Origin of the sequence: Posidoniimonas corsicana, assembly GCF_007859765.1 — a bacterium.
Taxonomy (GTDB): domain Bacteria; phylum Planctomycetota; class Planctomycetia; order Pirellulales; family Lacipirellulaceae; genus Posidoniimonas; species Posidoniimonas corsicana.
In genome coordinates this window covers 2,004,897-2,018,120 of the sequence record NZ_SIHJ01000001.1, presented here as the reverse complement: position 1 = coordinate 2,018,120, position 13,224 = coordinate 2,004,897, and the positions used below count along the sequence as shown (strand labels likewise).

At 60.1% G+C, this 13,224-nt stretch carries 11 protein-coding genes and 29 tRNA genes; 3 read left to right on the top strand and 37 right to left on the bottom strand.

Annotation, left to right across the window (positions count from 1 at the left end; all coding sequences use genetic code 11):
* Positions 1–32: 32 nt before the first annotated feature.
* On the bottom strand, positions 33–1,100 hold the full coding sequence (locus tag KOR34_RS07710; RefSeq protein WP_146563687.1) for an integrase core domain-containing protein: 1,068 nt from the start codon (positions 1,098–1,100) through the stop codon (positions 33–35).
* 357 nt (positions 1,101–1,457) lie between these two features.
* On the opposite strand from KOR34_RS07710, the gene KOR34_RS07705 reads away from it, so the two are divergent.
* The gene (locus KOR34_RS07705; protein WP_146563685.1) at positions 1,458–2,162 is read left to right on the top strand and encodes a hypothetical protein; all 705 of its coding nucleotides are present in this window, start codon (positions 1,458–1,460) and stop codon (positions 2,160–2,162) included.
* A gap of 96 nt (positions 2,163–2,258) precedes the next feature.
* On the opposite strand, the gene KOR34_RS07700 is transcribed toward KOR34_RS07705, so the two are convergent.
* The 36 genes from KOR34_RS07700 to KOR34_RS07575 all read right to left on the bottom strand — a co-directional run bounded on the left by KOR34_RS07700 (position 2,259) and on the right by KOR34_RS07575 (position 11,210).
* Positions 2,259–3,362 carry a slipin family protein gene (locus KOR34_RS07700; RefSeq protein WP_146563683.1) on the bottom strand — a complete coding sequence of 368 codons (1,104 nt, stop codon included), beginning with the start codon at positions 3,360–3,362 and terminating at the stop codon, positions 2,259–2,261.
* A gap of 467 nt (positions 3,363–3,829) precedes the next feature.
* Positions 3,830–3,901 (bottom strand) — tRNA-Asn (locus KOR34_RS07695).
* 112 nt (positions 3,902–4,013) lie between these two features.
* Positions 4,014–4,084, bottom strand: a tRNA-Cys gene (locus KOR34_RS26535).
* A 101-nt stretch (positions 4,085–4,185) separates the two neighbouring features.
* A tRNA-Arg gene (locus tag KOR34_RS26530) sits at positions 4,186–4,257 on the bottom strand.
* 79 nt (positions 4,258–4,336) lie between these two features.
* A tRNA-Trp gene (locus KOR34_RS26525) sits at positions 4,337–4,406 on the bottom strand.
* A gap of 5 nt (positions 4,407–4,411) precedes the next feature.
* A tRNA-His gene (locus tag KOR34_RS07690) sits at positions 4,412–4,486 on the bottom strand.
* A 34-nt stretch (positions 4,487–4,520) separates the two neighbouring features.
* The gene (locus KOR34_RS07685) at positions 4,521–5,198 is read right to left on the bottom strand and encodes a hypothetical protein (RefSeq protein WP_146563681.1); all 678 of its coding nucleotides are present in this window, start codon (positions 5,196–5,198) and stop codon (positions 4,521–4,523) included.
* 35 nt (positions 5,199–5,233) lie between these two features.
* Positions 5,234–5,318 (bottom strand) — tRNA-Ser (locus tag KOR34_RS26520).
* 106 nt (positions 5,319–5,424) lie between these two features.
* A tRNA-Ser gene (locus KOR34_RS26515) sits at positions 5,425–5,512 on the bottom strand.
* An 11-nt stretch (positions 5,513–5,523) separates the two neighbouring features.
* Positions 5,524–5,594 (bottom strand) — tRNA-Ala (locus KOR34_RS07680).
* Between the two features lie 10 nt (positions 5,595–5,604).
* Positions 5,605–5,715, bottom strand: a tRNA-Ala gene (locus KOR34_RS26510).
* A gap of 47 nt (positions 5,716–5,762) precedes the next feature.
* Positions 5,763–5,835: transfer RNA gene (locus KOR34_RS07675), tRNA-Val, on the bottom strand.
* Positions 5,836–5,841: 6 nt separating this feature from the next.
* Positions 5,842–5,917, bottom strand: a tRNA-Leu gene (locus KOR34_RS07670).
* 192 nt (positions 5,918–6,109) lie between these two features.
* A tRNA-Glu gene (locus KOR34_RS07665) sits at positions 6,110–6,180 on the bottom strand.
* Between the two features lie 138 nt (positions 6,181–6,318).
* Positions 6,319–6,588, bottom strand: coding sequence for a hypothetical protein (locus tag KOR34_RS07660; protein ID WP_146563679.1), 270 nt, complete (start codon positions 6,586–6,588; stop codon positions 6,319–6,321).
* 42 nt (positions 6,589–6,630) lie between these two features.
* Positions 6,631–6,703, bottom strand: a tRNA-Val gene (locus KOR34_RS07655).
* A 13-nt stretch (positions 6,704–6,716) separates the two neighbouring features.
* Positions 6,717–6,801, bottom strand: a tRNA-Ser gene (locus KOR34_RS26505).
* Positions 6,802–6,806: 5 nt separating this feature from the next.
* Positions 6,807–6,877: transfer RNA gene (locus KOR34_RS07650), tRNA-Gln, on the bottom strand.
* 16 nt (positions 6,878–6,893) lie between these two features.
* Positions 6,894–6,968: transfer RNA gene (locus tag KOR34_RS07645), tRNA-Gln, on the bottom strand.
* A 20-nt stretch (positions 6,969–6,988) separates the two neighbouring features.
* Positions 6,989–7,060, bottom strand: a tRNA-Gly gene (locus KOR34_RS07640).
* A 6-nt stretch (positions 7,061–7,066) separates the two neighbouring features.
* Positions 7,067–7,154: transfer RNA gene (locus KOR34_RS26500), tRNA-Ser, on the bottom strand.
* Positions 7,155–7,162: 8 nt separating this feature from the next.
* Positions 7,163–7,234 (bottom strand) — tRNA-Asn (locus KOR34_RS07635).
* Positions 7,235–7,243: 9 nt separating this feature from the next.
* Positions 7,244–7,333 (bottom strand) — tRNA-Pro (locus tag KOR34_RS26495).
* Positions 7,334–7,341: 8 nt separating this feature from the next.
* Positions 7,342–7,412 (bottom strand) — tRNA-Gly (locus KOR34_RS07630).
* Positions 7,413–7,447: 35 nt separating this feature from the next.
* Positions 7,448–7,519 (bottom strand) — tRNA-Thr (locus KOR34_RS07625).
* 84 nt (positions 7,520–7,603) lie between these two features.
* Positions 7,604–7,676, bottom strand: a tRNA-Lys gene (locus KOR34_RS07620).
* An 11-nt stretch (positions 7,677–7,687) separates the two neighbouring features.
* Positions 7,688–7,760, bottom strand: a tRNA-Ile gene (locus KOR34_RS07615).
* 10 nt (positions 7,761–7,770) lie between these two features.
* Positions 7,771–7,842, bottom strand: a tRNA-Ile gene (locus tag KOR34_RS07610).
* A gap of 161 nt (positions 7,843–8,003) precedes the next feature.
* Positions 8,004–8,076, bottom strand: a tRNA-Pro gene (locus tag KOR34_RS07605).
* A 9-nt stretch (positions 8,077–8,085) separates the two neighbouring features.
* Positions 8,086–8,176: transfer RNA gene (locus KOR34_RS26490), tRNA-Pro, on the bottom strand.
* Positions 8,177–8,185: 9 nt separating this feature from the next.
* Positions 8,186–8,257, bottom strand: a tRNA-Glu gene (locus tag KOR34_RS07600).
* Between the two features lie 38 nt (positions 8,258–8,295).
* A tRNA-Phe gene (locus tag KOR34_RS07595) sits at positions 8,296–8,367 on the bottom strand.
* Positions 8,368–8,783: 416 nt separating this feature from the next.
* A complete protein-coding gene (locus KOR34_RS07590) occupies positions 8,784–9,224 on the bottom strand; it encodes an HD domain-containing protein (protein WP_146563677.1) in 441 nt (146 codons plus the stop codon).
* 63 nt (positions 9,225–9,287) lie between these two features.
* Positions 9,288–9,605 carry a hypothetical protein gene (locus tag KOR34_RS07585; protein WP_146563675.1) on the bottom strand — a complete coding sequence of 106 codons (318 nt, stop codon included), beginning with the start codon at positions 9,603–9,605 and terminating at the stop codon, positions 9,288–9,290.
* 3 nt (positions 9,606–9,608) lie between these two features.
* Positions 9,609–10,931, bottom strand: coding sequence for a hypothetical protein (locus KOR34_RS07580; RefSeq protein WP_146563673.1), 1,323 nt, complete (start codon positions 10,929–10,931; stop codon positions 9,609–9,611).
* A 111-nt stretch (positions 10,932–11,042) separates the two neighbouring features.
* Positions 11,043–11,210, bottom strand: a complete 168-nt coding sequence (locus KOR34_RS07575; protein ID WP_146563672.1) for an SEC-C metal-binding domain-containing protein — start codon at positions 11,208–11,210, stop codon at positions 11,043–11,045.
* 325 nt (positions 11,211–11,535) lie between these two features.
* Between KOR34_RS07575 and KOR34_RS07570 the strand changes: the two genes are divergently transcribed.
* Together KOR34_RS07570 and KOR34_RS07565 are read left to right on the top strand one after the other, a co-directional pair.
* On the top strand, positions 11,536–12,084 hold the full coding sequence (locus KOR34_RS07570) for a hypothetical protein (protein ID WP_146563670.1): 549 nt from the start codon (positions 11,536–11,538) through the stop codon (positions 12,082–12,084).
* Positions 12,081–12,767, top strand: coding sequence for a hypothetical protein (locus KOR34_RS07565; protein WP_146563668.1), 687 nt, complete (start codon positions 12,081–12,083; stop codon positions 12,765–12,767). Before KOR34_RS07570 ends, KOR34_RS07565 begins: the two co-directional genes overlap by 4 nt.
* Positions 12,768–13,224 lie beyond the last annotated feature (457 nt).

The window sequence follows — 13,224 nt, the reverse complement described above, 5'->3', positions numbered from 1 at the left end:
GCCCGGCTAGTCGAGTTGCCTCAGCAGCTTCGTCAGACGGCTTTCCTTTCGTAGCACTTCAAGACCCCGCCGAGCCGCTCTCGGCAGACCACTTCGTCTCCGCTGCTCGGAGGGTCATCCGTATCCGACCAGACCCCAAGAAGCGGCTTGTTGTCCTTGCGCTGATGAGGGCGTAGTTCGTGATAATAGTCCACGAATTCAGAAACCAAGTAATCAAGGTGATTGAAGCCGCAGGCGATGAAGCGATTCAGGCATTCATACTTCACGCTCTGGATCCAACGCTCCACGAATGCATTTTGATTCGGAGCCCGAGGAGCGGTTGGCTCAACGGCAACGCCTGCGTCTGAGAAGACTCGGTCGAACCGCTTGCTGTACTTGAAGTCCTGATCACGCACGAGGTAGGCAACGGGCAACTCCATTCCCTTGGCTTGCTCCAGCATCGATTCGGCCTGCTGGACCATCCATTGGTCGTCCGCCTTGAAAGTGGCGGGCGAGCAGATGACTCGCCTCGATTTGACGTGCAAAAACACCAGCGCGTAGGCCTGCGTTAACCCGGTCTTCGCCAGGACCATCTTCGAGAAGAAGTCGCACTGCCAAAGCGTGTGAGCGTGGATCTTGATGAACTCGTCCCACGTCCCCCTGCCCCGCTTCGGGCTGGGCAAGACGCCCTCTTCCTTGAGGATCGTCCGGACCGTCGTGCGACCAACGCACTGGATGCGAAGCTTTTTGAGCTCGCCAACAATCCGACCGTAGCCCCAGCCAGCTTGGGTGGCAAGTCGAACAACGATCTGCCGCAGGCTCTCTGGAGTGCCCTTGCGGCCCATCTTCTTGGCGGGAGGCTGCCCTTGGCTTTTCCGCTCACGCCAGCGCTGGTACGTTCGGGGGTGCACAATCGAAACCAGCTTCAGCACGTCCGAGCCGATGCCGTCGCCCAGCTCCAACAGCCGCTCTCTCTCCTCATTCGAGAGGAAGATCCGGCTTTGGGGGACGCGCGCCCGAGTCATCTCAAGCTCCGCTTTCAAGAATAGGATCTGCCGCCTGAGTTGGTCTTCCTTTGAACGCGCCAACAGGAACAACAGCGGGGTAAACCAACCCTTCATCAAGCAACCGTCCTGGCGTTTTTCTCCGGGAAACAGGGCTGACAATCTTTCCGAACCCCTGATGTCGCTTGATTCTCGCAGCAATGACGCTGGCCTCAAGCATCATTCCAGGTATGGCTTTCAAAGAAATCGCAACGGCCGGAGTAACCAAGCTTGGGTCTGACTCCGCGTACCGCTTGTACCGTTTTAAGGCCGCCTGTACCGAAATACCTGACAATCCTTGATAGGGTTTGATAGACTCTCACTTGATGCGAGAGCAGGTTTTCCCCTGGTTTTACCGAGAAATGGGCAGTTCCGCGGTCGGTTAGAAATAGTCTCATAACCTCGAGGTCGTCGGGGCTGAATCCTCAGAAGACTATGCTTGTCGACTCTCATGATGGCACAGAGGAGGTGTTTCTGTACGCGAGTGGAGGCGAGGATGAGGAGACGGATATCGAGAAGAAGTCGGCAGTTGATGACATCCTGGATGATTTGGACGAAGCTCCGCGATCAACGATTAGCTTCTTGGCAAGACATCAGGGGTCGCACGCAGACGTGTACGCCGCCGGATTGCTCGAGAAGATCGGCGACGATCTCGATGAATACGATCACTCGGCAGATCTTATAGCAAGTCTGCTTCGAAGAACGACTGAATGGAAAAAACACGTCGAATGGTTTGGCAAGACCGCAAGTCAGTTGATCGCTTCCGAGACATGGACAGTTCCCTCATGGGCCCGCATGTTTCCAGAAGAAAGAGTTGACTGCACGGAACACCTGCGCGCTCGCGAGATCTTTCAGGGACGTTTTGAAACGTCGATCCAACGCTCATTTGTGCCGCTCGCCGCACAGCGTCTCGCAGTTTGGAATGGCGATAGCTCGATTGGGCTTTTTGAAGATTACCTCAACAAGAATTCGTCGACTATGCACCCTTGCTCATTTCGTGCTTGCCTGCTCGCCTCACTGGATGCAGGAAAGCCGGAAGCCGACGTGCTGATGCTTGCAGAATTATCTCAGGACAGACAATTAGTGCAGATGTTGAAGTGGATAAGTAGTCAAGGTCATGACAATTCTGATAGGCCGTAGCGCATTGACACTCACATTCCGGCGCTTCGCTCAGCTACTATCTGGCAGTGAGAATTGAACCGGAGCCCGAGATTTCGCCCAGGCTCCGGTCGTTCACTACAGCAGGTTGACCACGCGGTCCGCGAGTCCCTTCTCACCGAGGACAACCTTCAGGTCACCGGCCGTGGCGACCTTCTCCAGGACCTCCAGTTCCCGGAGACGCATCAGCGTCGGGTTGTCGGCGAGCAGGCGGGCCGTGTTGGCCTGCGACCGCATGGCGGCCGTCTCCTCGCGTCGCGAGATCAGGTTCGCCTCGGCGGCCTTCTTGGCCTCCGTGACCTTGTTGAGCAGGTCCTTCATGTCGCCCGGCAGGATGACGTCCCTGACGCCTACCGAAACAACCTCCAGACCCAACTCACCCGAACGGCGACGGACCGACTCGGCGAACTCGTCCGTGACGGCGTCCTTGTCCGTCAGGAACGCGTCGAGGTCGCGCGTCGCGACGACCGCACGCAGAGCCAGCTGCGCCTCGCGGTACAGCGACTGCTTCGCGCCGTCGGCCACGGTGACCGCCTGGCGGGCGTCGACGACGCGGTACGTGACGACCGCGTTCATCCGCAGCGTGACCTTGTCGGCAGTCATGATTTCCTGACCCGCCACGTCCAAGGTCTGCTCGCGGAGGTCGACCTCAACCACCTTCGCATCGGCCGTGCGGCGCCAGTACGCGTACTGACCGGGCGGCAGCGTCTCGACGTACTCGCCGTCGTAGAACACAACACCGACCGCGCTACGCTCGACCGTGCAGATGTCGAGCACCTGACCGGCGTACGGGCTGCCAAGGATGCGCTTCAGCTCGGCGTGCTTGAAGCGGACCTCACTGGCGTCGACGACTTCGACACGCACGCCCTTCTGACCAGTCCAGTACGCGTACAGGCCCGGCGGCAGGATGTGACTGAAACGGCCCTCGATCCAGACCAGACCGCGGTCGTTGTCCTTCAGGTCAACGACAACCGCCTCGTCGGTCAGCGCGCCGCTCTTAACGATCGCGTCGAGTTCATCGTGCTGCAGCCACGGGTCGCGGCGTGACACGACGTCAACCTGGACCTTCCAGGACGGTCCCATTAGCCAGTGCCGACCTTCGGTCAACAGGCCCTTGAACTCACCGTCACGGAAGTAGAGGCCTACCTCGTAGCTTCGGATCTTGATTCGCTTGTAGAACATCTCGGAGGCCTCCTTTCTATGGCCAGAAGTGGTTGCGGCCGGCCACCCGCCCCGTGCTTTTTAACAGCGTGTACAGCAAGTGGAAGACGCCTATTGATAACGATTGGTTCATGGATTGGTAAAAGTAAACCCTTGGGCGGCGAAACGATCCCCTTGGTCACGCGTTCGCTACGCGGAGCACGCTTGAGCGGTCGTTAGCGTGGCGGCTTTGGGGAGCGTCCGCCGCGGTGACTTGCACGGAACCTGTCCGTGCGAGCGACCATCGGCTTGTTCTTCCCTTGGCATGCCGCGCCGCGTGAAAGCGGTATCTGCGTGCTGCAAGGCGACGAGTCGCGTTGCTGCTACGCTGCCTCGACACTTTGACAAGACCGAAGTCCTGTCATGAGTGAGTCCGCAACGCGCAGCCGACCAAGCGGCCGTCCGCCACCCTCGGGCTTCTAGTGAGGCGTTTTCACGCCACCGCGCTTTTAGCGGTACGGGATTCGAACCCGTGACTCCCAGGTTAACAGCCTGGTGCTCTGCCTGACTGAGCTAACCTAATGGTGGTACGTGTCGCTTTCGAGTAATCCATGCACGGAACACACTGAGCCAACCGTCTGAACGGGGCGCAGGGCGCCGCTGGCCCAGCGACGACAAACCTCGCTTACAAAGAGACGCCGGTGGGAGTCGAACCCACTTTGACCGGGTTGCAACCGGCTGCCTGGCCATCTGGCTCCAGCGTCGTTGTCTTCATATTGAAGCAGCAGTAACCCGCCCAGGAATCGAACCTGGCCTACGACCTTCGCGGGGTCGCGTGCAATCCAACACACTCACAGGCTGCAAGCACCGTGTCAGGGAATCGAACCCCGTCCCGCAGTTTCGAAGACTGCGATGCTATCCAGCACACCCACACGGCATGGTCAGCATCTCGACCTGGAATCGAACCAGGACTTGGGCCTTAGGAGGGCCCCGTGCGGTCCGCCACCTCGGCAAAGCACGAGCGCAAGGATTCGAACCCTGTCCGTCAGTTTTGGAGGCTGACTACTCTCCCAGGAGCACACTCGCGTGGAGGGTATCCGACGGGAATCGAACCCGTACCTCCTGCTTCACAGGCAGGCGTGCGTACCGTGTACACCACAGACACCATAAGTTGGACCGCCGTCGCCGACGGCCCAACGGTCAATCTAGGTAAGCCATCCGGGTGAATGGCTGAGCTTCAGCGCTTGGCGTCGATTCGTTGTTCAGCACGACTCGGTGCCAAGCTTGCAGACGGATCGTCTCGTGGTCCGGGTGTGAGACCGCACCGCGAACGAAAGTCTCGTCGCGCCCTGCAGGGCGATAGACCCACTCGACGCGGTGGGGCTTGCCACCCTCTCGCACCAACTGTCCGTTTCGTTCTGCGAGGTCACCGACGTGCATGCTCGGTCGCGGCAGGAAGAACCACTCGCCCTGCCGGACGTACGCAGCGGTTCGCCGACGGTGGCGGCGGTGCTTCACACCCTTGCGTCGCTGTTCACGCCGCACAATATCCGGCTTGAGGGCCTCCATTGCGCCACGAACCGTCGCTGTCCGCCGATTAAACGGCAAGGAAGCCACGAACCAGTGCTGCTCATCGTGGCCGCATAGGTAGCGTCCGCTGATCGGGAGTCGCCAGCCCGTCACGTCGAGCACGAGGTGACGCAACCGCGGCTTGATGTCCATCACTTCCGTTGTGATCACGTCCGACCATGGGTAAGTCAGAGCGAATCCCTCTGCACCAGAGATCTCACGTACGTCGATTTCGAATCGATTTCCGCGCGTCTCAATCGCAGCTTCGGCGCCAAGTGCTTCGAATGCTTGTAGGGTATCGTTGGTCATCTTTAGTCTCCCTTTCTTCAGTGGAATCGTTGCAGCGGAAGGAGAGGGAGTCGAACCCTCAAGGCTATGAAGCTCAGCCGGCTTCCAACCGGGTCCCGTCGCCAATCGGGTTGCCCTTCCGTTTTCTTCAGCAGCTCGACCAGGATTCGAATCTGGAACCGCTCGTTAGAACCGAGGGATGATTGTCCGTTTCACCATCGAGCCAAACCTCATTCGCCAATGTGAGCGGAAGGCGTGGGATTCGAACCCACATGCCGCGCGAAGCGGCTCCGCATTAGCAGTGCGGCCCGGCGAGCCGTATCCGGCTACCTTCCGAAATTGTCAGTGGACCCACTGGGAATCGAACCCAGATTCCCGGCCTGCCGAGCCGGTGTCGTCCCGTTGGACCATGAGCCCTCGTTGTGAGTGGACCGGAAGGGAATCGAACCCTTCGCACCGACTTTGCAAGAGTCAGTCGCCCCCTTGGAACATGCCAGCCCATCTTTCAAGAGGTCCGTCCGGGAATTGAACCCGGCCCTCGTCCTTACCACGGACGCGTGCGGCCGAAACACTTACAGACCAAAGTGATCCCGTATGGAGTCGAACCATCACTCTCCCGGGTGTCATCCAGGCGTCGTAGCCGTTGGACCACGGGATCATTGAGTGACCAGGGTGGGAGTCGAACCCACAAAATCACCAGGCTCTCGACCTGGTCGCTTTGCCGATTTGCGTACCCAGTCATCGGTAAGTAGCGGGTCCGGGAGTCGCACCCGACGGTCCAGGCTTATGAGGCCCGGCTGAGCCTGGCTCACCCGCATCAGTCAGTAGCCAAGGGGCCCTTTCTTCGGTAGACGGCGCGAACTCCCACGCCACGAGTGGCACGACATTCTGAGTGTCGCGTGTCTACCTATTCCACCACTTGGCCATATCAGTAGCCCGTGCGGGAGTCGAACCCGCGTCACGAGAATGAGGGTCTCGCATCCTGCCATTAAAAGAGCGGGCCATGTTGTCTCAGTGCGCCGGGCAGGAGTCGAACCTGCAAACACCTGATCCTAAGCCAGGCCGCTCGCCGTTGGCGTATCTGGGCATGTCAGCTGCTCTGCGCGCCGGGGAGCGTTCCCCGGCAGCACAGAGTCGTTCGTCAGTTCTTACTGCGACGAGTGCTGTCGCCGGTCGACTTGCGGTGGTTTTTGATAGCCTTGCGGTAGTCAGGCAGTTCGCTGGCTTCGATAACGGCGTCGCCAACTTTCTCGACGACCCAACCATCGACCCACGAATCGTCGGCGTCTTTCAGCTTGAGCACTCTGCCAAGCTTCGCGTACTGGTGAGGGATGTAGGAGGTCGTAACGACCGAGCCCCTGCTTATGGGACGACGCATCGTGCATTGTCGGTAGCGGACGCTTTTGCTCATCTGAGCCTCCTTGTTCCCAAGTGCGTTTAAAAACGTAACGAGTAGTCCTGGGTGGACTCGAACCACCGATCATCTTCTTGTAAGGAAGCTGCCTTTGCCGCTAGGCCACAGGACCGTGTTGAGTTGAGCGGAAGCCGAGGGACTCGAACCCCCAAGTCGCCGGTGCGACCAACTGTTTTCAAGACAGCGTCCTCATCCAGCCGGATGGCTTCCGTAAGCTGCGGGGGCTGGAATCGAACCAACACCAAGGCGTTCAGAGCGCCCCGTCCTGCCTTTAGACGACCCCGCAGAGGTTGTCTCGTTAGTTCCGGGGGTAGGAATCGAACCTACGGACTCCTGGTTCAAAGCCAGGCATCACTACCAACAGCGACGACGCCGGAAAAATTGCTTGCATCGAAAGTGTGCCCTGCGGGAGTCGAACCCGCCTGGCCGGGTTGGAAGCCCGGAGCCTCTGCCGCTCGGCCAAGGACACGTGAAGCGGAAGGAGTGAGAGTCGAACTCACAAGGCGCGCTCGGCGCTCGACTGCTTTCGAGGCAGCTGCCATCGCCCGTTGGCTTGCCCTTCCATCTGTAGCTCCGGTGGGAGGAATCGAACCTCCACTCGTCGACTTAACAGGCCGCCGCCTTACCGTTTGGCTACACCGGATCAAGTGAGTCAGGACGGCTGGATTTGAACCAGCGATCTCGTGCGCCCGAGGTACGCGCCCCGTCTCCAGAGACACTGGCCAGGCTTTCCCACGCCCTGAAACTCAATGCGCCCAGCCGGAATCGAACCGACACACCCTGCATGGCAAGCAGGAAGGCTGCCACTACATCATGGGCGCAAAGCAATGGAAAGTAAGTTGTCAAAGAACATCAGAGCACCGGGCCGGACTCGAACCGGCGTCGCCGCTGTACGAGAGCGGAGTCTTCGCCGCTAGACGACCAGTGCCTTTCATGTCGAACGCATGACGAGCTCTCCATGCCGAGCAATGCTGCGACACGACTCATGCTTGCCATCCGCCATCAAAATCAGTGGGACCAGAGGGACTCGAACCCTCACCCCGCCGGTTAAGAGCCGGGGATGCTGCCGCTAACACCTCAGTCCCATGTTGTTCAATTGGCGCGGGAGGAATTGAACCTCCGACCCACGACTTATAAGGTCGTCGCTCTCACCACTGAGCTACGCGCCAGTGCTTTGAGTCGGGCCGGTAGGATTCGAACCCACACCCACCTGGTTATAAGCCAGGGATGCTGCCGTTACACCACAACCCGAATGATGGTTGGGCGTATCCGTTTGCATCGCAGGACGATCGACATTGTGTATCTCCTCGTGGTTCGCGAAGTTCCAAGTAAGTGGTAGCCCTGGGAATCGAACTCAGCGCCACCCGGTTATCAGCCGGGTTCGGGCAACCAGCCCTCGACTACCGTGTAAGTCGGGCGCCTCGGAGTCGAACCGAAACCCTCCTGCTCCCAAAGCAGGCGTGCTCTCATCTGCACCTCCGCCCGAATTGTCAGTCAGAACGGGCGGACTCGAACCGCTCTGTCTCCTCGGCAACGCGGCTCTTGGCCCCAAGCCAAGCGCGATGCCAAACTTCGCTACGTTCTGATTACTCAGCACCCCGTGAGGGAATCGAACCCTCATCTGCGGATTGAAAGCCCGCTATCCTCGCCGTTAGACCAACGGGGCGTGTCGTGTCTCGTTGTGCGCGCACCGGGTGCGCAGAGTGGGCCGGGAGACGCTCGAATCCTCGTCTGCGGTTCTTCAGACCGCCGCTATACCGTCTCAGCTACCAGCCCAAGTTGTCGTGGGGTCGGCCTCTTCGATCGGCAGGAGCCAAAGAAAAAGCCCGATGTCGCTCTGACACCGGGCCTCGGGCTCATCAAAGAGATTGGCCGAGTGTCATAAACGCCATTGTTCGCCGGCGGGCGCATAACCGGGCTTATCGCTCGCCCTATAGGCAAACGGCAAGCCGGCGGTATTCGCCGGGAGCGATGAGCGTATGAGACTCAGCCGTAACATGATTCCGTCTCCGGAGAAGAAGTGCTTCCAGTTCTAGTCTACCCGCTTTAAACACCGCGGGTCGCGTTCGGTAACTATAGATGTCGGAAACAAGCCAGAGGTTCGCCCGCTTTTTCCAGAAACCTGGTATTTCCTGCCGGCCCAGTTCTCAGGGACGGACGCTGAGGCGTTCGGGGCGAGACACAGCCGTGGTCTATTCGACCAGCAGCTTCAGCAGGCCGCGGGCGTACTTGCAAATCTGGCTCTTGGTGGGGCTGTCCGCGAGGTTGCTCAGCATGTCGGCGATCTTGACGCCCTTGGCCAGTTCGTTCGCATCCACCCGTTCGAGGTTCTCTTCGTACGACAAGCCCTCTTGCTTGGTGAGCGCTTCGACAGCATCGACGACCCTAGCAGGGATCCCCTGCGCCAGCAGGTCGGCGGCGGAGAGGTCGGTGTCTTCCAGCACGTCGTGCAGCCACGCGGCAGCCTGGGATTCTGGCGACTTGGGGGCACGCGACGCGACCGCGGCGGGGTGCTCGATGTATGGCGTAACGCTGTCTCGGCGGAACTGACCCTCGTCGGCGCTAGTAGCAATCGCGCGAGCCAGCTCGACGAGGTCGGGGCCTGACTCCTGCGTGAGGTCGCTTGCGGACATAGCGTCTTGTTTCCTTTTGCCCTGGCCGGGGGCGCTCTCAGCCAGTTCGCTGCCCAGCAGCCGTTAGCTGGGCTCTTCTGGCCCGTCCGTTAGGCGAAACGACAACCTCGATTGTAGCTCTTCGGCGAAGGTTTTGGGCATGATTGCTTCAGCGGCTGCGTAGGCGTCGATGATCGCCTCACGCTCTAAACGGGAAGGCTTAGTGAAAACGCGATTGCTATTGAGCCAAGTCAGCGCCAGTTGCTCTGCCAGCTCGCGCAAGGACGGGTCTTCGAGCTTGAAGGCCCGGATCAGCCACGGGAGGCTCTTCCACTTCCCCATCTCGAACAGCAGCCGCAGGCAGAGGCTCTTGCCGCGCACGGTCGGCGACCGCTCCAGCACGCCTCAGAGCTTCTCCGCCGCCAAGACGGTGGCGAACTCTTGAAGCGAACGAGCTGCTTGCTTGGCGACCGCCGGGCTCGGGTCGTCCAGCCATCCCACCAGATCATCAGCGATCGACGCTCCCATGAGGCGAGTTAGCCCAGCAATCGCTACGCGGCGGAACCGCGGACGTTCGTGCGTACAATATTCTCTGAGCCGCTGTGCGTCTGGCGCCTCGGCGCATTCCGCTAGGCCCATTAGGGCGGCCAGATCCTCCGAATTGTGGTTCAAACGGGCCAGGTACTCCTGGCGGAGATTCGTGTAGCCAAGCTTCCTCAGTTGAAATCGAGCCAAGTCGCGTATCCCAGCGCTCCGATCGAAGGCCGCTTGCCTCCAGACCTTGGCCTCCTCCCCACGACTTGCCTCGGCACGGGCGATGTAGGCCTCGCGGCGTATAGGAGCGAAACCATCGCGGAGCAGGCGATCGACGAGCAGGTCGTCAGTGGCCAGCGACAACTGGCGGCGAGCGGACCAGAGCCGCACGACCGCATCTTCCAAGTCGATGCCTAGTCGGGCGACGCGCTCAGCGTGCGAGCCAGGCAGCTCGAAACCCCGCTTCACAAACCGCCGGACCGTTTTGCGATCGCCGGACGAGAGCAGCGTAGCGAGACGCTCGGCATGCTCGGGTTCCAGAAGTTGTGCGAACGCCGCGTCGGTGATGTGCGACAGGTCGTTGCGACCAAACTCAGGCAGGTGAGCAATCAGGTCGAGGTTGTGGAACCAGTACTGGGAATAAGAGTATTCCAGACGCTGCTTCACGGCGTCCTGCGCTCGACGGCTGATCGCCGCAACCCAGTCGTTCTGACGGATCAGCAAGAACGGCACTTCGCCGCCGTCTGATATCTCGGCCAACAGCTTCACCGCCTCTTCACGCACGTACCCGTTTCGGTGGAAGCTGAGCATGCCCAGCACCGCCGCCGAAGGCTCTCCGTCCCTCGTCTGAGCAAGCTTGCGCACCGACTTCTTCCGGAGCTGGCTCCACTCTTGGCCGGCATGCCAGCCATACTCCCAGTTGAAGGCGTCAGCCAGTTGAAGCAATTCCAGTGGCGCCAGCGTTGAGAGGATCGCCGCGATCGCCTCAACGGACGTTTCCCTGACGGCTGGTTCCTTGGCGCAGAGAAAGCGGCAGACGCAAGGGATCGACGCAGGCTCCCCGTAAGCGGCTAATTCCACGATCCGCGCAACGATATCGCCACCCCGACGTGGACTGCCAAACCAGCTTTTCTGCTGGTCGATTTCGTAGAGTTCTTGGGCCGCTTGGCGGGCTTTGTCCGACAACTTTCGCATGCGTGCTTCTGGCGTCCTGCAATACAAACGGGGCCCAACACCAAAACCGGTGCGGGCCTCGCGAGGGAGCATTCTAAGCTTCCCTAAAAGTAGTGGTCCCGGTTCACCCCGTCAAAACCGACCCCGCTTCAGGCAGCAACGCTTGAACCGCGTACCGCTGCCACACGGGCACAGGTCGTTGCGGCCGAGCTTCTCTTCCATCAGCTTATCGCCGTGAACGACCCTGACGCCGATCTTGACCTGCGTCTCGGACGGGTAGCCACGACGGCGCTTGCTCATCGGCTCGAAAAGACGGCTCTTCGTTGGCTGGGCGGCTCATGATGCACCTCCTGACACAATTGACGACGGTGACGACCTCGCACTGACGGACCGACCGTCCCGGCCTAGGGTTCGCGCTTTTAGGTGTCGGTCAGCCATCGACTCCTTTCTGTATGAGATTAAGCGTCGATGCAGCCTGGTGCCCGCGAGCGGGCGTTCAAGGGCGGGGTTGCAGCGGGGCCCCCTCCCCATTTCACCCCGGCCGAAGGCAGACCCTTGAGCGACCCGCTCTTAGCGGTCGCCAGTTGCTTGGCATCGTTAACTCAAACAGAAAAGGAGAAGTCTCATGACAACACCAATAAACCAACCCTTCGCCACGCTTCGCGACGGAGCGCTCAAGGCGACCATCTGGGCCAACACGACAGACGAAGGTCGAACTCGCTACTCGATTACGCTGACCCGGTCCTACACCGACGCCGATGGGAACTGGCACGACACCAACTACCTCAACCGCAGTGAGCTGCTGCGGGTAGCCCATCTAGCAAGCAAGGCATTCGACGCCGTCGGTGAAGCGTACGCAGCGGAACCCGACGATGCGACTGGTGCCGGGAGGCGCCCGATGAGCCGCTTCGACTATATCTTCGAAGGCCCGGGAGACAACTCCTGGGCCGATGCGGTCGAGGTGGTCCAACGGCTACTTCGCCGCCACCATCGCTTGGCTATCATTTGGTCCGTCATTGAAGTTCGGAGGGTTCGCCCCGATCTCAACGACGAGCAGGCATGGCAGGTGCTAGAGCGGGCTCGGCTCCATCACAACGCGTCAGTGGGCGTCAACTGGGAGACACTGTCAGCAGCAGCCGAGGCCTTGTACCCCGAACCGGAGGATACGCCATGAAAACCGTCCTTCCTAAGTTCATCGAGGTGCCGGCCGCTCCGCGTAACGCTAGCCCAGTGCCCGAACTCAACAGCATCCACGCCGCCCGCCGGCGTGGTCCCTATGGTTCCCCGAAGTACCGCGGCAACTGCGGCGGCTACCTGATCCGAGACTTGCTCTGCTACTACCAGCCGAAGCGGGTGCTCGACCCGATGACGGGCAGCGGAACCTGCCGCGACGTCTGCCGCGAGCTATCGATCCCGTGCGTTTCGATGGACATACGCTTCGACCAGGACGCTGCCGATCCCAACCTCTACGGTGCGGTGGGGCCAATCGACTTTGCCTGGATGCACCCGCCCTACTGGCGACAGATCGTTTACAACGACGATCCGCGGTGCCTGTCCGCGGCGCCGACGCTCGAAGCGTTCTTCGCCCGGCTACGGCTGGTTCTACGAAACTGCCAGGGTGTGCTGACCCGTCGCGGAAAGATCGCGATTCTGATCGGCGGCTACAGTGAACGCGGCGTCTTTCAGCCCCTTCCACACCTGACGGTTGCCGCGGCTGCGAAAGAAGGGCTCCGGATGGCGGGCACCGAGATCATCCGGTTGCAGTACGGCAACACTTCGTCGCGGCGGGTCTACCGCTCGACGTTCATCCCTGGTCTCCATGACCAGTGCCTCGTGTTCGAACGCGGCAGCCTTTGATCGGAAGTAGCTGCTTCTTTGCGCCTCGCTAGTTCTTAGCGGGGTGCTTCTTCTTTGCATCAGAATCCTTCTTATGCTTGCTGCCTACGATGCGTTGCGCGAGACGTTCTTCTCATGTAACGCGGATGGGCTTGCTGTTTGTCAATTCCTGATTAACCGTCAGTGTGCTGCGTGCGTCTGACAGTGCATCAAGCGATTGAAAGCAATACTCAAGAGCAGCCTAAACGTGGTCGTTTTTCTACTACCCTTTTTGCGTTCGCAATCGTGCGAGTACTTGCTTCAACTCGCGAGGATTTGCGAGTGATTGCGAAGAGAATTAGAAGGGTGTACGATGCGATCAAACAGGTTCTAGCAAGACAGATTTGGATTAGTCGGGGGCTGTCTCAAAACCTCGAGGTCGTCGCCTCCCCGCAACCACCCAGCGCCGCACCTACTCGGCGCCGGGCGCTGCACTTTT